Origin of the sequence: Aeoliella fuhlenseeensis (assembly GCF_052161615.1) — a bacterium.
Taxonomy (GTDB): domain Bacteria; phylum Planctomycetota; class Planctomycetia; order Pirellulales; family Lacipirellulaceae; genus Aeoliella.
In genome coordinates, this window is record NZ_CP197417.1 from 4,720,107 (window position 1) to 4,738,539 (window position 18,433).

19 protein-coding genes are annotated in these 18,433 nt (G+C 61.6%); 6 read left to right on the forward strand and 13 right to left on the reverse strand.

Annotation, left to right across the window (positions count from 1 at the left end):
• Positions 1-46: 46 nt before the first annotated feature.
• Positions 47-262 (forward strand): hypothetical protein, encoded by a 216-nt coding sequence (locus SH292x_RS18430; protein ID WP_442482490.1) that lies wholly within the window; start codon positions 47-49, stop codon positions 260-262.
• A 4-nt stretch (positions 263-266) separates the two neighbouring features.
• Here the strand turns inward: SH292x_RS18430 and SH292x_RS18435 are convergent, their stop codons facing one another.
• The 6 genes from SH292x_RS18435 to sppA form a co-directional block, all read right to left on the reverse strand.
• Positions 267-1,250 (reverse strand): phosphatidate cytidylyltransferase, encoded by a 984-nt coding sequence (locus SH292x_RS18435; RefSeq protein WP_442482491.1) that lies wholly within the window; start codon positions 1,248-1,250, stop codon positions 267-269.
• Positions 1,251-1,296: 46 nt separating this feature from the next.
• Positions 1,297-2,052, reverse strand: coding sequence for an isoprenyl transferase (locus tag SH292x_RS18440; RefSeq protein WP_442482492.1), 756 nt, complete (start codon positions 2,050-2,052; stop codon positions 1,297-1,299).
• A gap of 18 nt (positions 2,053-2,070) precedes the next feature.
• Positions 2,071-3,378 carry an adenylosuccinate synthase gene (locus tag SH292x_RS18445; protein WP_442482493.1) on the reverse strand — a complete coding sequence of 436 codons (1,308 nt, stop codon included), beginning with the start codon at positions 3,376-3,378 and terminating at the stop codon, positions 2,071-2,073.
• A gap of 92 nt (positions 3,379-3,470) precedes the next feature.
• The gene (locus SH292x_RS18450) at positions 3,471-3,878 is read right to left on the reverse strand and encodes an HNH endonuclease (RefSeq protein ID WP_442482494.1); all 408 of its coding nucleotides are present in this window, start codon (positions 3,876-3,878) and stop codon (positions 3,471-3,473) included.
• A gap of 5 nt (positions 3,879-3,883) precedes the next feature.
• On the reverse strand, positions 3,884-4,144 hold the full coding sequence (locus tag SH292x_RS18455) for a hypothetical protein (protein WP_442482495.1): 261 nt from the start codon (positions 4,142-4,144) through the stop codon (positions 3,884-3,886).
• A gap of 23 nt (positions 4,145-4,167) precedes the next feature.
• On the reverse strand, positions 4,168-6,114 hold the full coding sequence (gene sppA / locus SH292x_RS18460) for a signal peptide peptidase SppA (RefSeq protein WP_442482496.1): 1,947 nt from the start codon (positions 6,112-6,114) through the stop codon (positions 4,168-4,170).
• A gap of 273 nt (positions 6,115-6,387) precedes the next feature.
• On the opposite strand from sppA, the gene SH292x_RS18465 reads away from it, so the two are divergent.
• The 3 genes from SH292x_RS18465 (at position 6,388) to SH292x_RS18475 (ending at position 9,746) form a co-directional block, all read left to right on the forward strand.
• Positions 6,388-7,620 (forward strand): hypothetical protein, encoded by a 1,233-nt coding sequence (locus tag SH292x_RS18465; protein WP_442482497.1) that lies wholly within the window; start codon positions 6,388-6,390, stop codon positions 7,618-7,620.
• Between the two features lie 46 nt (positions 7,621-7,666).
• The gene (locus SH292x_RS18470; RefSeq protein WP_442482498.1) at positions 7,667-8,272 is read left to right on the forward strand and encodes a non-canonical purine NTP pyrophosphatase; all 606 of its coding nucleotides are present in this window, start codon (positions 7,667-7,669) and stop codon (positions 8,270-8,272) included.
• A gap of 157 nt (positions 8,273-8,429) precedes the next feature.
• On the forward strand, positions 8,430-9,746 hold the full coding sequence (locus tag SH292x_RS18475) for a M20 metallopeptidase family protein (RefSeq protein ID WP_442482499.1): 1,317 nt from the start codon (positions 8,430-8,432) through the stop codon (positions 9,744-9,746).
• Between the two features lie 142 nt (positions 9,747-9,888).
• On the opposite strand, the gene SH292x_RS18480 is transcribed toward SH292x_RS18475, so the two are convergent.
• The 4 genes from SH292x_RS18480 to SH292x_RS18495 form a co-directional block, all read right to left on the reverse strand.
• Entirely contained in the window at positions 9,889-10,392 is a 504-nt protein-coding gene (locus tag SH292x_RS18480; RefSeq protein ID WP_442482500.1) for a hypothetical protein, read from the reverse strand.
• 95 nt (positions 10,393-10,487) lie between these two features.
• A complete protein-coding gene (locus SH292x_RS18485) occupies positions 10,488-11,675 on the reverse strand; it encodes an ABC transporter permease (protein ID WP_442482501.1) in 1,188 nt (395 codons plus the stop codon).
• A 57-nt stretch (positions 11,676-11,732) separates the two neighbouring features.
• Positions 11,733-12,656 (reverse strand): ABC transporter permease, encoded by a 924-nt coding sequence (locus tag SH292x_RS18490; RefSeq protein WP_442482502.1) that lies wholly within the window; start codon positions 12,654-12,656, stop codon positions 11,733-11,735.
• A complete protein-coding gene (locus SH292x_RS18495; RefSeq protein ID WP_442482503.1) occupies positions 12,653-14,569 on the reverse strand; it encodes a peptide ABC transporter substrate-binding protein in 1,917 nt (638 codons plus the stop codon). The genes SH292x_RS18490 and SH292x_RS18495 overlap by 4 nt, the downstream gene beginning before the upstream one ends.
• Before the next feature lie 132 nt (positions 14,570-14,701).
• On the opposite strand from SH292x_RS18495, the gene SH292x_RS18500 reads away from it, so the two are divergent.
• Positions 14,702-15,202: a TrmH family RNA methyltransferase gene (locus tag SH292x_RS18500; RefSeq protein WP_442482504.1), complete on the forward strand. Its 501-nt coding sequence runs from the start codon at positions 14,702-14,704 to the stop codon at positions 15,200-15,202.
• A gap of 126 nt (positions 15,203-15,328) precedes the next feature.
• Positions 15,329-16,189 (forward strand): DUF4349 domain-containing protein, encoded by an 861-nt coding sequence (locus SH292x_RS18505; protein ID WP_442482505.1) that lies wholly within the window; start codon positions 15,329-15,331, stop codon positions 16,187-16,189.
• Between the two features lie 108 nt (positions 16,190-16,297).
• On the opposite strand, the gene mtaB is transcribed toward SH292x_RS18505, so the two are convergent.
• The 3 genes from mtaB to SH292x_RS18520 all read right to left on the reverse strand — a co-directional run bounded on the left by mtaB (position 16,298) and on the right by SH292x_RS18520 (position 18,395).
• Positions 16,298-17,560 carry a tRNA (N(6)-L-threonylcarbamoyladenosine(37)-C(2))-methylthiotransferase MtaB gene (gene mtaB, locus SH292x_RS18510; RefSeq protein WP_442482506.1) on the reverse strand — a complete coding sequence of 421 codons (1,263 nt, stop codon included), beginning with the start codon at positions 17,558-17,560 and terminating at the stop codon, positions 16,298-16,300.
• Between the two features lie 74 nt (positions 17,561-17,634).
• Complete coding sequence (locus SH292x_RS18515) at positions 17,635-18,054, reverse strand: four helix bundle protein (protein ID WP_442482507.1); 420 nt, start codon at positions 18,052-18,054, stop codon at positions 17,635-17,637.
• Positions 18,027-18,395, reverse strand: coding sequence for an ATP-dependent Clp protease adaptor ClpS (locus tag SH292x_RS18520; protein ID WP_442482508.1), 369 nt, complete (start codon positions 18,393-18,395; stop codon positions 18,027-18,029). The genes SH292x_RS18515 and SH292x_RS18520 overlap by 28 nt, the downstream gene beginning before the upstream one ends.
• Positions 18,396-18,433: the final 38 nt, after the last annotated feature.

An 18,433-nucleotide genomic window follows, 5' to 3' on the forward strand; every position in this document is an offset into this window, starting at 1 on the left:
TTTTCTACATTTCCATAACTCAGTCTCCGCAACGAAGGATCTGATCATGGCCAATAACGCAGCTGCGAAAACACCCCCGAAGCCCGCCACCACGGCAACAATGTCGTCAGCCAGCAGAGGGAATGCTCAAGCGCAGTCAATGCAGCCGATGCCCGACTTGATTGATTACGTCCGCGAGTACGCTCGGCAGAAGCCCGAGGTCGCGGCGATGTGGTGCTTCGGCATCGGGTTTGTTGTCGGTTGGAAGCTGAAGCCTTGGTAGTGCCTCACGGTCCAACCACGTGGCCCATCCAGAGGGCGTAGCTCACCGGGGCCGCCAGCAGGATGGAGTCGAGGAGGTCGAGAAAACCTCCAAAACCTGGCATCCATGTGCTGGAGTCTTTCACCCCGGCGTCGCGCTTCAGCAGGCTGATCGCTAGATCGCCCAGCACGCCGGCGATGCCGACGATGATGGCGTAGATGACAACGCTCGTGATCCACTGGCGCATGGGCTGCTCGTACTCGCAGCCCAGCCAGTGGGCCACGGGCCCTAGAAAGAACATCGCTCCGGCGATGGAGCCGATGAACCCGCCGATGATGCCCTCCCAGGTTTTTCCGGGGCTGAGCTTGGGCACCATCTTGTGCCTTCCGAACGCGTGGCCGGCGAAGTAAGCTCCACTGTCGTTCATCTTTACGGTAGCGATGGTTGTTAGCAGCGCGAGCATTCCCCAACTGCAATGCTCGGCGCTCTCCCAAACGCCCCCGGAAATAATGCGAAGCTGCACGAGAAACCCAGTGAGCCCGCCCGCGTAAGTGATGGCTAGCAGCGACCGTGCGATGCGGGTGGCAATGGTGCCTGGCGGCTGATCGGGGCCATCGTAGGTACACATCTCGTAGATGAGCGCGAGAATCAGTCCGGCGATGAGGCCCCACGCGATCCAGCCCGTTCGACCGCTCACTCCGCCATCGGGGTAGTAGAGCGTCATCGGTGCCGTGGCGAGTAGCACTGTCAGCATCGTGCCCGCGTAAACAAGTGGCCGCCAAGGGAGGCTTTCGGTGCGTTCGAGACGGACTTCACGCACGGTGAGGTTAAGCCGCTTCGCCGCGGCCTTTTCGTAGAGCCCCATGATCTCGCCCGCGCACATCCAGGCACAGACGAGTGCCAGCGGCAGCATGAAGATGCCGGGGCGGGGGCCAAATTGATCGAGCCACGCGAGGCCGAGCACCAGCGAAATCGCGACCGCCGCCAGAATGAGTCGCCAGTAAAGCATGGGCGGTGGGCTCGGGGTGAGTGGTGTCTGCGGGCGTGGGTAGGGACTAGGCTAAGTCGGGTAAACCACCAAATCGGCGATCGCGAGCCGCGTATGCCCGAATCGCTTGGTGCAACTGCTGCTCGTCGAACTCGGGCCAGCAGCGGTCGGTCACCCAGATCTCAGCATAACTGATTTGCCACAGCAGGAAATTGCTCACCCGCATTTCCCCCGCGGTGCGAACTAGCAGATCGGGATCCGCAAGGCCAGCCGTGTAGAGGTGGCCCGACACCGAGTCTTCGGTGATGTCTTCGGGTTCGAGCGAACCTTCGCGAACCCGCCGGGCGAGTGCTCGCACGGCATCGACGATCTCGCCGCGGCCGCCGTAGTTGATCGCCAGGTTGAGCCACATGCCGGTATTGCCGCGGCTCATCTCGATGGTCCTGTCGAGCTCTTCGAGCACGTGATCGGGGATCGCCTCGCGTCGGCCCAGCATGCGGACGCGGAGATTGTTCCGCATGATCGGCCCGCGCTCTTCGATAATGTACTCCTTCAACAGGAGCATCAGAAACGCAATCTCGTCGGCGGGGCGTTTCCAGTTCTCGCTGCTCAGGCAATAGAGCGTGAGCTGGCCGATGCCAAGGTCCGAGCAGAGTTCCGTAATCTCCCGAACCACCGCGGCACCGCGGCGATGTCCTTCGACACGGGGCAAACCCTGCCGCTGCGCCCAGCGGCCGTTGCCATCCATGATCATGGCGATGTGGGCGGGCCGGCGTTCGGGTGGAACATCGGCAAGCGGCGCAGGGGCTTCGGCGTTCGACATGCTAGCCTCGCGCTTCGCTTAGCAACGGGTGAGCGACTCGTTGATCACAATGGTCTGCTCGCGACCGGGGCCGACCGAAACCACGTCGACCGGGCAGCCAATGAGCTCGGCGATGCGGTCGAGGTAGGCGTGGGCGGCGGCGGGAAGTTCGTCGTACGACTTCACCTGGTCGATCTCTTCCTTCCAGCCCGGCACCGACTCGTACACGGGCGTCACGCGGCGGAGGTCGTCGACGTGGCTGGGGTAGACGGTGGTCCGCTTGCCATCGATTTCGTAGGCCGTGCAGATCTTGATTTCGTCGAGGCCGCTGAGCACGTCCATCAGCATGACGCACAAGCCATCGACGCCGCCAAGCCGCGCGGTGTAGCGAATCGCCACCGCATCGAGCCATCCGCAACGTCGCGGACGGCGAGTGACGGTGCCGTACTCGTTGCCACGGTCGCGGAGGTACTGTCCGGTTTCGTTGTCGAGTTCGGTCGGGAACGGCCCACCGCCGACGCGCGTGGAGTACGCCTTCACAACACCCAGCACGCGATCGAGGTACTTGCCGGGAACGCCCGAACCGTTCGAAATGCCGACGCCCGAGCTGTTGCTGCTCGTAACGTAGGGGTAGGTGCCATGATCAACGTCCAATAGCGAACCTTGGGCACCCTCGAAGATGACGTGCTCGCCTTTCTCCAGCGAGGAGAGCAGGATCTCGGTCGTGTCATCGACGTAGGGCTTCAGCCGCTCGGCGTAGTCGCTGTATTGCTTGTAGATGGCATCGGCGTCGAGCGGTTCGAAGTCGCCGTCCGTGACCATCGCGGCGAGCACGCGGTTCTTCGCTTCGGTGATGTGCTTGATACGCTCGGCAAAGTCGGGGCGGTACATGTCGCCCAGGCGGATGGCGTGGCTGCGGGCCACTTTGTCGCGATAGCAGGGACCGATGCCGCGCTGCGTGGTGCCAATGTTCTCGCCGCCGGTGCTGGAGTCGAGCACCTTGTCCTCGGCAAAATGCCAAGGCAGGATCACGTGCACGCGGTCGCTGATCTTCAGGCTATCGCCATCGAGCTGAATGCCGCGGCCCGCCAGTTCGTCGACTTCTTCGAGGGCCTTGGCGGGATTGAGCACAACGCCGCCGGTGATCAGGCAGGTGACGCCGGGCGTGAGCACACCGCTGGGGAGCAGCGATAGTTTGTAGACTTCGTTGCCCACCTTCACGGTGTGGCCAGCGTTGGCCCCACCTTGATAGCGAACCACGTACCGCCGCCCCGCCGTCAGCAAATCGACGATTTTCCCTTTGGCTTCGTCGCCCCACTGGAGGCCAATAACACAAGTACCCGGCACGCTGGTCGCCCTCGTTAGAAATGCACAGAATCCGTACAAACCCCGGATTCTAGGCCCTACGGGGCGGAGTGGTCAAGCTGCGGCGCGGACGCCTAGGTGTAGGGAAACGTGCCTTGGTCCAATAATTCGCGGCGCAAATCGAGCTGCGGGCTTCCGTTCATGTCGAGCAGGCGGACCGTCGCCCGACCTTTAGCCGTCTTTCCCAGCAGAATGCCGGTGGAGTCGAGCGAGAAATGTTCCCGCCATGCATCACTTCGAGGCGAGAAGAGATTGACCTGCTCTTTGGTCACGGGATCGATCGAAACCAAATTCGGCCCTTTGTGAAGGTTGCACTGGGTACAGCACCATGCCAAGTTGGCCAGCTCGCTCTCGCCACCGTGAACTTGCGAGACGATGTGGTCCACGTGAAAGGGCCACTCGTCAGCAAACGCCGGTAGGTGGCAATACTCGCACCGATCTCCCGCTCGCTCGCGAACGAGTTGCCTTTTGGTAGCGTCCATGGCCATTACGCAGGTCGATTCGCCAGTATCCGCCGGGCCTTCGCCTTGAGGATGGAGATTAGAGTACCCGCGCTAGCTAGTGCCCGGTATTCTTCTCGCTCATCCTCGCTTAATTGCCCGGCGTTACTTTTCTCGCCCAGCTCGGCCACCCGCTGGCGAACCGATTCATCTGCTTCGAGCGCAAGGATGGACCGAGCACTTTCCGCAGTCAGCGTATTCGCCAACGGGTCGAAGTAGCGATTCAGAAAACTATCGCCATCGTTCATCGGATTCTCGCCTTCGCGGGACCTTATTTCACTTCCAAATGGAACGGCATCATCAGCACCACGGGCTCCTGGAACACCCGCTGGAGGATTTGGGCGCGGCTCATCAGCTTCTTGAGCTCGGGGTGCAGGTTGCCGAGGCCGAGGTCGACCTTCACTTCCACTTCCTGCTCCGAGCTGTTGTCGCCGAACAGCGACTCCATCAGGTCGGGGGTTTTGGGGAGCGTCTTGAGCTTCACGTCGGCGTCGGCATCGATGCCGGCGAGTTTCTTGGCTTCGGCAATCGCGTCGTCCAGCGTGCCGAGCTCGTCAATCAGACCGTTGGCCTTCGCTTGACGGCCCGAGTAGACCTTGCCTCCGGCTAGCTTCTTGAGCTGCTCGACCGGCATGTCGCGACCTTCGGCGGCCTTGGAAGTAAACTGCTCGTAAGTCTCTTCCATAGTGCCCTGGATTACCTTGCGCTCGCCAGCCGTGAACTTGTTGGTGGAGCTGAACACTCCGGCGTTCGCCCCGCGGCTGATGGTGTCGATGGAGATGCCCAGCTTGTCGTACAAACCGCGAAGGGCCATCTTGCCACCGACGACGCCGATGGAGCCGGTGATGGTGGTGGGTTCGGCGAAGATCTTGTCGGTACCCATCGCGATGTAGTAACCACCGCTGGCGGCCACGTCGCCCATGCTGGCGACAATGGGCTTGTCGATCGCTTCGATCTCGTTCCACATCAGGTCGCTGGCGATCGCCGAACCACCGGGGCTATTGATCCGCAGCACGATGGCGGCCACGTCGTCGTCGGCCGCCGCGTCACGCAGGGCCTCGATGATGGTCGTGGAGCCCATGACGCTCGTTTCGCCGAACAGATCGGGCTCGCTCTTGCCAGTGGTAATGGCTCCCACGGCGTAGACCACGGCGATTTTCTTGCCGCTGGCGGTGCTGGTCTTGCTGCCGGTCGACATCAGCTTGATGAACTTCAACAGGCCCGTCGGACCCGAGAAATCGGTGTCGATTGCTTTCTTGCCGTAGTTCTGCACGTACACCAGCTTGTCGGTGTTGTACGCCTTTCCGAGCGTCTGCTTGAGCTCGGTCGAATAGGCAACGCGGTCGATCAGGCCCAACTCCTTGGCCTTGGTCGCGGTCATCAGGCCTTCGTCGATCGCGGCGATAGCTTCTTTGCGCGTGATGGGCCGCTCGAAGGCGACCGTCTCGACCATCTGCTCGTACATGTCGTCGGTCATCGCCGACAGGTTCGCCTTCACCGCCTTGCTGAAGCTCTCGCGAGTGTACGGCTCCGCGGCACCCTTGGCTTCGCCCATGTGGACGAAGTCGGCCTCAACGCCGAGCTTGTCGAGCAAGCCCTTGTAGAACATGCCCTCCATGCTCACGCCTGGAAGAACCAGCGTGCCGGATTCGGGCATCACGATTTCGTCGCACGCGGTGGCGATCAGGTAGTCGGTCGGCATCGCCATGTCGAGTTCGGCGTACACCTTCTTACCACCGGCGCGGAAACGCTTGATCGCCTCGCGGACTTCGTTCATCGTGCCTCGGCCGATCGAGGGATTTTCGATTTTGAGCACCAGGCCTTGGATCGTGTCGTCCTTCGACGCACGCTCAATACGGTCGAGCAGGCTGCGGAGGTCGACCTGCAACTCGCCAAACAGTCCCGCCCCGCCAGGGCCCTCGGGCAGGCTGCTGGTGATGTTGAGCTGGGCGAGGCGGACCTTGGCTGCCTTCTTGGCGGGCTTGTCGGCCTTGGCTTCGACTTTCTCCTTAGCCAACTTGGCGTCTTTGGCCTTTTCTTTCTCTTGCTTCTCCGACTCCTTTTCTTTGTCGTCCGAGGCGCTAGCGGGCTCTTTGGCCTTGGCGTCTTTGTCAGCGCCCTTCGTGTCGTCGGCGAACGTGGCGGTGGAGGTTGCCAGGACGGCAACCAGGGCGAGAGCGAGCAAGTTGGTCCAAGGCTTAAGATCGAGCGACTTCATCGTCTTCCCTGTGGTGTTCTAGCGGTTGGGAGGAGGGGTACTACTAAGACTACCGCAATTTTCGCCGGTTGGTTTCAGGTTTACCAGCCGAATTGCGTGCCAGCACCTGGTTTTTGGCGGAATGCGGTGGTTTTCGGGCCCAATTTCGTCTGGTCGGGCCGCCGGGGCTTTGGTACTTTCCCCCACCTTGTCTGCCAAAGCCCGTGGCAGCCGCGCGTCTATCGCGCTCGCCGGGCCCCGGCGTACTGCTCGTACCAAGCTTGAGGAATCCCTATGCGTATTCGCGTTTCCAGTGCACTGCTGCCCGTCTTCATGGCGATCGGCGTGGTCACGGCAACCAGCGTCGCTCAGGCCGACCCCGCGTGGCGAATGTTTGCCCCGGTGAACCGCGTCGAGGCGCGAGTCGATAACGACTACACCCTCCGCGAGGAGAATGGCCCCTGGATGGTGATGGCCGCGACGTTTAGCGGCGAGGGTGCCGAGGACCAAGCTCGCGAGCTCGTGCTCGAACTCCGCAAAGAATACAACCTCGAAGCCTATCACCACTCGATGACGTTCAACCACGCAACCGACGAGCGGCTCGGGCGTGGGCTCGATCGCTACGGTGCCCCCATTCGGATGCGGTACCAAAGCGGCGACCAGAATCACGAGTACGCCGTGCTGGTCGGCGGCTTCCCCACCATCGACGACCCGGGGGCCCAAAAGCTGCTCGACAACGTCAAGGCTCTCGAACCCAAGGCGCTCGAACGCGACTACGACGAAACCGCTCAGAACCTGGCCATCGAACGCGAGTACCTCACGCGACTCCGCGGCAAGCGCGACGCCCCGCCGATGAGCAAGGCATTTCTCACCCGCAACCCGATGCTTCCCGAAGAGTACTTCAAGCCGAAGGGCGTGGATCCGTTTGTCGCCAAGATGAACAGCGGTGCCGAGTACTCGCTGCTCACCTGCCCCAAGCGTTACACCGTGAAGATCGCGACGTTCGAAGGCGAGGCGGTGCTTCAAGGGGCGTTCCAAAGCTCGTCGAAGACGAAGATGCGTAAGAAGAAGGAAGAAGTCGACCCGCTGGTCCAAGCGGCGGAAAACGCCCATGGCATCGCGGTGTTCCTGCGTGCCAAGGGCTGGGAAGCCTACGAGTTCCACGATCGCACCGAAAGCTACGTGACGGTCGGATCGTTCGACAAGGTAGCCGACCAAACCGCCTCCGGCGAACTCCGGCCGACACGCGACGTTGGCATCATCCTGCAAACGTTTGGTGCTGCCTACAAAACGCCTGCCGCCCTGAACGTCGGCATGAACGTGCCGATGGAAGATCGCATGCGAGCCGAAGAGGTCAAGCAGAAGTTCAACAACCTGTTCTCGAACGACCACGGCCAGATCGCGACGGGCCTCGAGCCGAAGTACATCGAGTACGACCAAGGCAAATTCGTGCCGCTCGACATCAACCCCGAAGTGATCGAAGCCCCCAAGAAGTCGGTGACCACCGCCTACGTGTGGGGCCGGTAACTCGTGCCCGCTTAACGAACGCCTGCGGCTCGCTTAAACTTCGAGCATGAGCAAGCGAGTCGTTATTGGTACGCACAACAAGAAGAAGGGCATCGAGCTAGCCGAGATGCTCGCGCCTTACGACGTGCTGGTCGCGACGCTCGCCGACTTCCCCACGGCCATCGAAGTGGTAGAGGATGGCGACAGCTTCGCCGCCAACGCGAGGCTCAAAGCCACGCAGCAGGCGCTGCACCTCGGCGAATGGGTGCTGGCGGACGACAGCGGCATCGAGATCGACGCCCTCGATGGCGAGCCGGGCATCTATTCGGCACGCTTCGCGGGCGAGAACGCCACGGACGAGGACAACAATCGCCTGTTGCTCGCGAAGCTAGGCGATCTGCCCCCCGAGCGCCGCGGAGCCGGCTACTACTGCCACGTGACGCTCGCCGATCCAACGGGCGAGATTCGAGCCGAAAGCCACGCGACTTGCCGCGGAGTGATCCGCCGGGCTCCGTCGGGTTCAAACGGCTTTGGCTACGACCCGTTGTTCGAAGTCCGCGAGTACCACCGAACCTTCGGCGAACTCGGTCCCGCGGTGAAGCGAGCCTTGAGCCATCGCTCGAGGGCGATGCGAGCGATTGTCCCGCAACTCGTGGCGCTGGTCTCAAGCTAGAGTCTCCTCATGCTTTAGCCGTTTTGGCGCTAGCCACGGTTGCATCAAAAGAACCGTGGCGAGCGCCAAAACGGCTGATTCGATATCTCGCGAAGCGCCCGCCCGTGCGCTAGAATGGTGGCGTGAGCTTCCACTGTCCCCGCCATCGAGAACCATCATGAAGCTGCTCGCCTGCTGTGCTCCGCTACTCTTCTGTGTTGCCACCGCGATGGCCGACGACTCCACCAAGCGGGGCGACGAAATCGCGAAGGCTTGGGCCGCGCAGCACACGGCTGAGATCGTCGAACTCTACAAAGAATTGCACCAAGCTCCAGAACTCTCATTCGAAGAAAAGGAAACCGCCGCGCGGATGGCCAAGGAACTTCGCGCGCTGGGGGCCGAGGTGCGAACCGACATTGGCGGGCATGGCGTGATTGGCATCTTGCGCAATGGCGAGGGGAACACCTTGATGCTCCGAGCCGACATGGACGCCCTGCCCGTCGCCGAGGAAACCGGGGTGCCGTACGCGTCAAAGGTCGTCACCACCAACGAGCGTGGCCAATCGGTCGGCGTGATGCACGCCTGTGGGCACGACATTCACATGTCGAACATGGTTGGCGTCGCGCGGATGCTTGCCGAGAACAAGGATGCCTGGCAAGGCACCGCGATCTTCCTGATGCAGCCCGCCGAGGAACGCGGGGCCGGAGCCAAGGCGATGCTCGACGACGGGCTGCTCACCATGTTTCCCCGTCCCGACTACGCGGTGGCCGTTCACGTGGCGGCCGACCTCGAAGCGGGCAAGGTCGGCTACTGCCCCGGCTACGCGTGTGCCAACGTCGATAGCGTGGACATCCTGGTCAAAGGCCGCGGCGGGCACGGGGCGTATCCCGAGACGACCGTCGACCCCGTGGTGATCGCCGCCAAGTTGGTGCTCGACTTGCAAACCATCGTGAGCCGCGAGATTCGGCCCAACGACCCCGCCGTGATCACGGTGGGCGCCATCCAAGGTGGCACTAAGCACAACGTGATCGGCGACGAGTGCAAGCTGCAACTCACCGTCCGCAGCTACTCGCCCGAAGTGCGGGCGAAGCTCGCCGAAGCGATCATTCGCAAGGCGAAGGCAGCCGCGATGAGCGCCGGTGCCCCCGAGCCCGAGATCGATATCTCCGAGGGAACCCCCTCGATGTACAACGATCCTGAGCTCACCCAGCGAGTGGCCGCGATCGCTACGCGCGTGGTTGGGGCCGAGCGAGTCGAAAAAACCGACCCCACGATGGGTGGCGAGGACTTCAGCCGCTACGGCCTCGTCGGCCTGCCGATCTCGATGTTCAAAGTCGGCACCGTGAGCGCGGAACGGATGAAGGAGTTCAAAGACGCAAACACCCCAGCCCCGTCACTCCACTCACCCTTGTTCTACCCGGAACCCGAGAAGACGCTGGAGACATCGCTAAGCACGACGGGGGCAGTGGCGCTGGAGCTACTCAGTAAGCCGTGAAGCACCTATCCTTCAAGAGGGCATGTGAGCCGGGTCGTCCCCGACCCCGGACGTTCTGACCTTCGAGCAGTGGAAGGATTTCGAGCAGTTCAAACATCCGGGGTCGGGGACGACCCGGCTCGCTCCGGAAGTAGAGGGCCCCTTACTTCTCCGCCGCGTCGCGATCCGCTAGCGCTTTGTCGACGCGGGCTTGTTGCTTAGCGATCTCCGCATCGAGCGTGGCTAGCTCGGCTTTGAACTCGTCGCTATACATCGCCTCGATCGCACTGCGATCCATCGGCTTGCCGGCACTTTGAGAGGCGGCGGCGAGCATTTCTTCTGCCTTGGCGTCGAGGTTCTCGGCGTTGGCGATGGCGTTGTCGAGCAACTCATCGGGGTCGGCCGTGTTCAAGTCGGCGGGTGGGTTCGCTTTCACGTCACCAAGCAACTGGCCGAGCGCCGCAACGGCTGCGTCGCCACTAGGGGCGAGGGTCCCTTCGTACTCCGCCACGCGTTCGGCTCGCTTACGCTGCAATCGGTCCAGCGATTCGGCCTCGGCGTTGTAGATCACCACGAGGTCGGCGTACGACGGGCCCGACTGTTCGGTCTGGCAACCCACCAGCGGGACGAGGGTGGCTATTGCTGCGGCGGCAAACAGGGAACGCATGGAACACCTCGGCGACGGGAATGGAGCGAACGATGAGAACGCGGGCGATCGGTATCGCTCGATTGTCGTCCGCCAGAGTCGCCAAGGCAAGCGGTTTACCGGCCTTCGCGGAGCTTCGGGTCGAGGGCGTCGCGGAGGCTATCGCCGAAGAAGTTGAGGGCAAAGAGCGTCATGCCAATCGCGATGCTCGGAAACACCACCAGCCACCAGTAGGTTCGCACGGGGTTGATCACGTCGAGTCCCTCGCTCGCCAGCATACCCCACGAAACGTCGGGCGACTCGACGCCAAGCCCCAGGAACGACAGGAACGCTTCGAACAGCATCACGCGGGGGATCGTCAGCGTCAGGTACACGATCACCACGCTCATCACGTTGGGAACCACGTGCCATTTGATGATCCGCCACTGGCTGGCCCCTTGGGCGCGGGCCGCCTCGACGAACAGTTCTTTCTTGAGCGACAGCACCTGCCCCCGCACCACGCGGGCCATGGTGAGCCAGTAGATGGCTCCCACGACCAGATAGAAAATGGTGATGCGATCGATGCCGTACTCGGCGAGCTGCTTTTTGGTTTGCTCCTCGCCGAGGATCGTCAGCAGGAAGATCACGACAAAGATAAACGGAACCGAGTACAGCACGTCGACGAATCGCATCATCACCGCGTCAACGGTGCCGCCAAAGTAGCCCGAGATCGCACCGTAGCTCACACCAATCACCAATGACACGAGCGTCGCGACGATGCTGACGATGATCGAAACCCGCGCCCCCCAGAAAATGCGAGCGAGCACGTCCCGCCCCAAACTATCGCGGCCACAAATGGAGGGGATCGACCATTCGCCAAACAGGCTAATCCGCACGCGGGTCATCCAGCGACTCAAGGGACCCATGTCGGTGAAGCCCGCCGCACGATACGGACGCTGACGGACGTCGTGGATCGAGTCGTTCAGTTGCTTGAGCGCGTCGGCGTCTTCGGCGGGGATATCCTTCCGCGTGGCGGCGAGCGAGGCGGCTTTCTCGTTCGCCTCGCGAATTTGGTCGAGCGTCAGGGTCAAATCGTCGGTCGGATCGTGCGTGAATTGTGGCGGCGCGAAGTCGCGAGTCGTTACCGTTTTGTCGGATGGCTGCAATGGCAACAGCGGCGTCAGAAACGCCCCCAAGGCCACCAGCACCAGCACCGACAGGCAAGTCACCGCCAATCGATTCCGGCGCAGCTTGTCCCACGCATCGCTCCACAGCGACTTTCCAATGCGGGGGGTTTCAGGTTTAGGACCGGTGGATGGGATCAAGGTTCAATTATCAATGGTCAAGGTTCAATCTTCACAGCTCATAGCTCATAGCTCCCATCAAACGTCTTTCCAGCTCACCCGCGGATCGAGCCACGTGTACGCCGCGTCGACCAGGGTGTTCATGGTGAAGAGCAAGATGGTGTAGAGGACAACGATGCCCATCGCCATCGGGGTATCGTTATCGATTGCCGATTGGACGAACGAGTAGCCGATACCGGGAATGGCGAAGACTTTCTCGATCACCAGCGAACCGGTGATGATGCCGGCGACCGCGGGGCCGAGGAACGACACCACGGGGATGATCGCCGTCGGCAGGGCGTGCTTCATGATCACGGCGACGCGCGAAAGTCCCTTGGCTCGCGCGGTGCGAATGTAGTCCTGCGACAACACGTCCAGCATGCCGGTACGGGCGATGCGGGCGATGTAGCCGGCATACGGCGCCCCCAGGCAAAACGCGGGCAGAATCAGGTACTTCGGACTCCCCCAACCCGCCGGCGGCAAGAGCGGTATGAGGAACGAGAACAACAGAATCGCAAAGCCCGCGATCACGAAGTTCGGCAGCGCAATGCCGACCGTCGCCAGCGACATCAAACCGAAGTCGGCCACCGAACCACGCCGTGCCGCCGATACCACGCCCGCCAATAAACCGACGACCGACGCCCAAGCGAGCGCCGCAAGTCCGAGCGCCGCTGACACAGGCCAGCACAGCGATACCAGCTCGTTGACCGTGAAGTCCACCTGCTTGGTCGACACGCCCAGGTCGCCGCGTAGTAGGTTCGACAGATCGAGCCAATACCGCACGTACGCCGGCTTATCGAGGTTGTAGTGGCGGCGAAGGTTCGCCTCGATCTCAGGGGGCAAGCTCCGTTCGCGCGTGAAGGGCGAGCCAGGCGATGCGTTCGCCAGGATCCACGTGACGGTGAACACCAGCCACACGGTGAAAATCAGCCAGAGAAATCGCTTCGCAAAATAGGCGATCACGGGGTCGCCTCCTGCATGAACTCATTCGGCGAGTCGGAGTCGCGATCGATCGACAACATGTGCAGCGGATGGATGTCTTGCAGGTTGTTGTAGAACCCGCGGACGTGTGGCTTCACCATGTTGCGAGAGTAGTAGTAATAGATTGGCACAATCGGCCCCTCGGCCATCAGAATCACCTCGGCACGATGGAGCAGTTCCGAGCGTTTCTGCTCGTCGGCTTCGCTCTCGGCTTCCTTGATCAGCTTGTCGTACTCGGCGTTCGCCCAGTTGGTTTGGTTGTTCTCGTTATCGCTGACGTAGAGATCGAGAAACGTGTTGGCGTCGTTGTAGTCGGCAATCCACGCTTGCCGGCCGACGTCGTACTTCGACATCCGCAAGCGATCCTGATAGGCGGGCCACGCTTCGTTTCGCAGCGTTACCGCAATGCCCAGCTCGCGCTGCCACTGCTTGCGAACGAGTTCAGCAACCGCGGTGTGTGCCTCGTGGGTGTTGTACAGAATCTCCAGCGACGGAAATCCACTCCCCCCCGGATAGCCCGCCTCGGCCAGCAGCTTTCGAGCTTTCTCCGGATCGGCGGGCGGCTGCGTCGCCGGAGTGTAGCCAATCACGCCCGGCGGGACCAAGCTGTTCGCGGGCTCCTGTGGTCCGCGAACCGCCGTGCGAATGATCTCGTCGCGGTCCAGCGCGAGTGACAAGGCTTGCCGTACCCGATTGTCCGCCAGCGGTCCTCGCTTGACGTTCAGCTTGTAGTAATAGGTACCAAGCTGCGGGGCGGGCATGAAATCGTCGCGTGGCGGATCGCTCTCCATCAGCTCGCGGATTAGATTCGTCGGCGGCTCGGGAATCCAATCCACATCCCCCAGCATGTACATGTTGAGCGACGTGGTACCCTTCTCAACGCACAGGGCGTCGATCGTCTCGAGCGCGATGTTGTCTTTGTTCCAGTAGTTTTCGTTCTTCACCAGCCGCACGCGATCGCGGGGCCGGCGGAAGCCAATACGGTACGGGCCGTTGGTCACGATGTTCTCGGGCCGGGTCCAATCGGGTGCCCCGTACTTTTCGAGGCAACCGCGATGCACCGGGAACAACGGGTAGAACCCCATCAGTTGCAACCAAAACGGCGTGGGGTTTTCGAGTTCCATCTCCAGCGTGTGATCGTCCACCACGCGGATGCCGACTTCGTCGAAGTCAAACGTCACGAGCCGGCATGGTTTGGTCCCCTCAGGAATCTTGTCGATCCCCGGCCGGCCGACGACGTAGCATTCTTCCTTACCATCCACGTCGACGTAGTACCGCTGCGTGATCTTGTCGCGCTCTTTTGGATCCTTGGGCATCTTCTCGGGATCCTTGCGGATCAGTTTGCCCTTGATCAGCTTGCCGATCTTCGTCTCGTGCTCGCCCGGTTCGAGATTCAGCTCGACCTCCACCGAGTCGCCCGGCTCCAAGTACGTCCCCGCGGCATTGAACTTCTTACCATTCACCAGGTACCACCCCTGCTTGGCGTACTCGGCCGCGGTGATGGGGCTCAAGAATCGCCGCATCGAGTAGTGGTAGTCTTCAGCGGTCACCGGATCGCCATTCGACCACTTGGCGTCTTTGCGGATGTGGAACGTGTAGGTCTTCTCGTCGTCCGAGATGTCCCAGCTTTCCGCCGCGCCAGGCCACGCTTCGGGTCCACCGGTGATCGGCATGCGATCGTCCGCCGAGAGCGAGACGAGCCCTTCGAACAGCGAGTTGATCACCCGTCCCTCGGGCTGGCCGCTCACCAGCGCAGGGTCGACCGTTTTGATTTCGGTCTGGTTGTTGAACGTGAAGTCGGCCGGGGGGAGTCGCCCCGCGGACATCGACCACACCACGCCACCCACCAGTAGCAAGAGGACTACGGCGGCGGGAAGGATTCTACGAAAGCTCATCGACACGCGCGGGATGAATGGCGGATGGCACCTGTACCTGATAGCTTAAGCGGTTGCTCCGCCGATTCCAACCGGTTTCGCAGGAAGCCCTGCCCATTTTCACGACAACTGCTGTGGTCCGCAACAACCGCGATGCCCAAGTTCGAACACCTGCGTCACAAAGCCCCCCGCCAGCTCACCCAACCACGCGGTCTGCTGCTGGCCTGCGCACCGCTGCGGTCGAACGTCAATCTGTCGCGCATCGCAAGGGCCGCCGGGTGCTGTGGGGTGGAGCGGATCGTTTGTGCGGGCAAGGCAAAGCTTGACCCCAAGATCGCGCGCGACGCCTGCGAGAGCATCCAGCTCGAATCGCACCGGTCGCTCGCCCCCGTGCTGAAGAAACTCAAGGCCGAGGGCTACACGCTGGTGGGGCTCGAACAAACCACCAACTCGTCCGACCTGCACCACTACCAATTCGACCGCCGCACGGTGCTGGTCATCGGCAACGAACGCCAAGGCCTGACCGAAGATCTGCTGGCGGAGCTCGACGCCGTGATCGAAATCCCCGTCTGGGGCATGCCCTACAGCTACAACGTCGCCACGGCGACGGTGATGGCCATGTACGAATACTGCCGGCAGTATCCGGAGGGTTAGCAATATCTCCCAGGGTAAAAAGTGATGGAACTTTCCCCCATCCAACCTCGTCTCAATAGGAAATCCATAGCGGGCCCGCCACGCGGGCCGCGAACCAATGATGCTCAACCAACTCCAGGATCTCCAATGAATCGCGCGCTCTCTCTTCTCCTGGCTCTCCTACTCGTCGTCGGCTGCGGCGTCGAATCCGAGTACGAGGCCGCCACAGTCATGCCAGCTCCTGCCCCAGCATCGCCTGCCAGTGACATGAACTATGTCTATGCCCTCAAGAGTGAGAACTCCGCAGGCCAAGCCGCGTCCGAGACGCCCCCGGTGGCCGATAACCGAAAGATCATCTACACCGCCTCGCTGGCGGTGGTGGTCGAGGACTTCAGTGGCGTCGAGCAGTCCATCAACGAGCTCGTCAAAAAGTACGGTGGGTTCGTCGCCAGTGCGAACGTCTCGCTGAATCAAGGAAGCGAGCGTTCCGGCACTTGGGTACTTCGCGTGCCGGTGGCAACTTTCGAAGACTTCCTCAACGCCTCTGGGAACCTGGGCGTCCCCGAACGTCGCGAACAGAACGGTCAGGACGTGACCGAAGAGTACGTCGACCTCGAAGCCCGCATTCGCAGCAAGAAACAACTCGAAGAGCGGATCCTCGAACTGCTTGCCGACAACAAAGGCGAGATCAAGGACGTGATCGAAGTCGAGCGCGAGCTCTCCCGCGTGCGGACCGAGATCGAACAAATGGAAGGCCGCCTTCGTTACCTGGCCGACCGTACCGAGCTGACCACCGTCACCCTGATGGTTCGCGAAGAGAAGGAATACCAACCACCCCAAGCCCCCGGCCTCGGCAGCCAAATCGCCGCCACGTGGAACAACTCCACCACCGGCATCTGGTCGCTCGGCAAGGGCATCGTGCTCGTCGCGGTCGCCGCGCTTCCTTGGCTACTGCTCGTCGGAGTTGTCGTTGGGCCGGTATGGGCCTGGCGTAAGCGGTCGGAATAGTACCTCCATACCCGTATGGAGAAGCGGGGGGCAACGCTGGGCCAAACGGTGACGTTTCACCAATGAGATTCCGTTCCCAATGGCTTAACCATACGGAGTAGGGTTGTACTATTGGACGCCCTGAATCTTGCCGTCCACTAGGCCTCCCGCCACCACGTCGACGAACTTCCCCTCAAGCTCCGCCGGCACTTCCACTTCCACCGGCGCGTAACGACACGCGGTGCCAATGTACCGGCCGTTGTCGAGCTTGCTCTCTACCAGCACTCTCAGCTGCATGCCTTCCAGCGATCGGAAATACTCGTCCCGCAGTTCGGCTTCGACCTCGGCCAGGCGATGCACGCGTTCTTGCTTCAAGGGCTTCGGCAACTGATCGTCGAACGACGCGGCGGGCGTTCCGCGGCGGGCACTGAACGGGAAAATATGGATCTTCGAGAACCCGACGGCTCGCGAAACCTCGACCGTCTCCAGAAACTCCTCTTCGGTCTCGCCGGGGAAGCCGACGATGATGTCGGTCGTGATCGCGGGGCGGTCGAGGCGCTCCTTGAGCATCGCACATCGATCGACAAACCGCTGCGCGCCCCAGCGGCGACGCATTCTACGCAGCACGCCATCGCTCCCCGATTGCATGCTGATGTGCAGATGGGGGCAGACCTTCTCGGGATGCGCGGCCATCACGTCCATCAGCTCGCGAGTAACTTCGGTGGCCTCGATGCTCGACAGCCGAATGCGAAAGTCGCCCGGCAAGTTGGCGAGGGCTTCGACCAAGTGTGCCAGCCGCGTCCACTCGCTCTTCGGCTTCAGGCGATTGAAGTCCACCCCGTAGTGCCCCAAGTGAATGCCGGTGAGCACCACCTCGCGATAGCCTCGATCGACCAGCCGCGCGACTTCGTCGATCACGTGCTGCATCGGCCGGCTGGCGAGGTCGGGGCGGACGTGAGGAATGATGCAGAAGCTGCACCGCAGCAGGCAACCATCCTGCACCTTCACGTACGCGCGATGGCGAGAGCCAAACCCGCTAATCCCCGTCGGTACGTCGGTCACGCCAAACCGCCCGAGCAAATCGGGCAGCTCGCGTTTGTCGGTCAGCACCTCGGTGACGCCCGGCAGCAGCTTCACTTCCTCCGGCGCCCGCGTGGCGTAGCAACCCATCACGACGATCTTCGCCGCGGGATTCTCCCGCGCCATCCGCCGAATCACCTGCCGACTCTTGGCATCCCCTTCGCCCGTTACGGTGCAAGTGTTAACGATGCACAGGTCGGCACCTTCGCCATCGACGGCGTCCGAATAACCAATCGAAGCCAAACCCTCGCGCAGGTACTCGGTCTCGTACTGATTGACTTTGCAACCAAGCGTGTGGGTTTTGAGCTTCATGTCGTACAACGGAATGGGGGTATCGCTATGCGCAAAGGCCGAAAGGGGAAGGCGGAAGGCGGAAGGGGATGTTCTTACGCTTTGCGTTTCTTCACTTTCACGATGGATGCCACTGTAATCCTCAGCAGTTGATCCGCTTCATCCATAAGGTCGGCGAGCAGTACCTGCTTCACGAACTCCGCTTCCACTAGCAGCTCCATCCACAGCAGCGACTCATCCAGCTCTTGCTCGACAATCCCGAGCTTCGAAATCAACTCGGCGTCACTTCGAGCACGACTTGCCTCGCGATAGTTCGCTGCAACGGAAGTTCCGGACCGAAGTAGCTGCCTCGCGATCACATCAGGTTCACGCGTTCTGGGTAACTTACCCGTAAGTCGAATTATCCGGAGGGCAAACGCCTTGGTCCGATCTCTTAATTCTTGATTCTTGAATTCCACCTTCCCCCCTCCTCCTTCCCCCTTTGAAATTAGTCCGCACTCTCGATCGTGGCCCACATACTCCCTTTGCTCGCCTCGAGGTTGTCCTTGCCGTAGGCGTGAATTTGGTCTCGCTTGAGCTCGGCGTGCTCCTTGGTGGTGGTCAGCACGATCGCGCGGCCGTCTTTGTCGACGTTCTTGGCGATCTCTTCGCAGTCCTTCTTCGTGTGGCCGAACAGCTCGCGGAGCATCTTCTCGACGTAATCGAACGTGTGGTCGTCGGAATCCCACAGGATCACGTGGTACTTGGGCACCTCGCGGCCGGTCGACTCTGCCTTTTGCTGCTTCTTAGGGGCAACGACGGTCGACGTGCCGCCGTCGTCAGGATCGTCGGGGCCATCGAAGTGCATTTCGTCCATGTTTTGTCTGCCTGGTGCCTGGTGGGCTGTCCGTTTTA

Bases quoted from the DNA above. Each gene is read 5' to 3' on its own strand.
- SH292x_RS18520 (WP_442482508.1), bottom strand. From the start codon at position 18,395: ATGGACGAAATGCACTTCGATGGCCCCGACGATCCTGACGACGGCGGC.
- mtaB (WP_442482506.1), bottom strand. From the start codon at position 17,560: ATGAAGCTCAAAACCCACACGCTTGGTTGCAAAGTCAATCAGTACGAG.
- SH292x_RS18500 (WP_442482504.1), top strand. From the start codon at position 14,702: ATGCCCAAGTTCGAACACCTGCGTCACAAAGCCCCCCGCCAGCTCACC.
- SH292x_RS18475 (WP_442482499.1), top strand. From the start codon at position 8,430: ATGAAGCTGCTCGCCTGCTGTGCTCCGCTACTCTTCTGTGTTGCCACC.
- SH292x_RS18505 (WP_442482505.1), top strand. From the start codon at position 15,329: ATGAATCGCGCGCTCTCTCTTCTCCTGGCTCTCCTACTCGTCGTCGGC.
- SH292x_RS18430 (WP_442482490.1), top strand. From the start codon at position 47: ATGGCCAATAACGCAGCTGCGAAAACACCCCCGAAGCCCGCCACCACG.
- SH292x_RS18455 (WP_442482495.1), bottom strand. From the start codon at position 4,144: ATGAACGATGGCGATAGTTTTCTGAATCGCTACTTCGACCCGTTGGCG.
- SH292x_RS18480 (WP_442482500.1), bottom strand. From the start codon at position 10,392: ATGCGTTCCCTGTTTGCCGCCGCAGCAATAGCCACCCTCGTCCCGCTG.
- SH292x_RS18470 (WP_442482498.1), top strand. From the start codon at position 7,667: ATGAGCAAGCGAGTCGTTATTGGTACGCACAACAAGAAGAAGGGCATC.
- SH292x_RS18440 (WP_442482492.1), bottom strand. From the start codon at position 2,052: ATGTCGAACGCCGAAGCCCCTGCGCCGCTTGCCGATGTTCCACCCGAA.
- SH292x_RS18435 (WP_442482491.1), bottom strand. From the start codon at position 1,250: ATGCTTTACTGGCGACTCATTCTGGCGGCGGTCGCGATTTCGCTGGTG.
- sppA (WP_442482496.1), bottom strand. From the start codon at position 6,114: ATGAAGTCGCTCGATCTTAAGCCTTGGACCAACTTGCTCGCTCTCGCC.
- SH292x_RS18465 (WP_442482497.1), top strand. From the start codon at position 6,388: ATGCGTATTCGCGTTTCCAGTGCACTGCTGCCCGTCTTCATGGCGATC.
- SH292x_RS18495 (WP_442482503.1), bottom strand. From the start codon at position 14,569: ATGAGCTTTCGTAGAATCCTTCCCGCCGCCGTAGTCCTCTTGCTACTG.
- SH292x_RS18450 (WP_442482494.1), bottom strand. From the start codon at position 3,878: ATGGACGCTACCAAAAGGCAACTCGTTCGCGAGCGAGCGGGAGATCGG.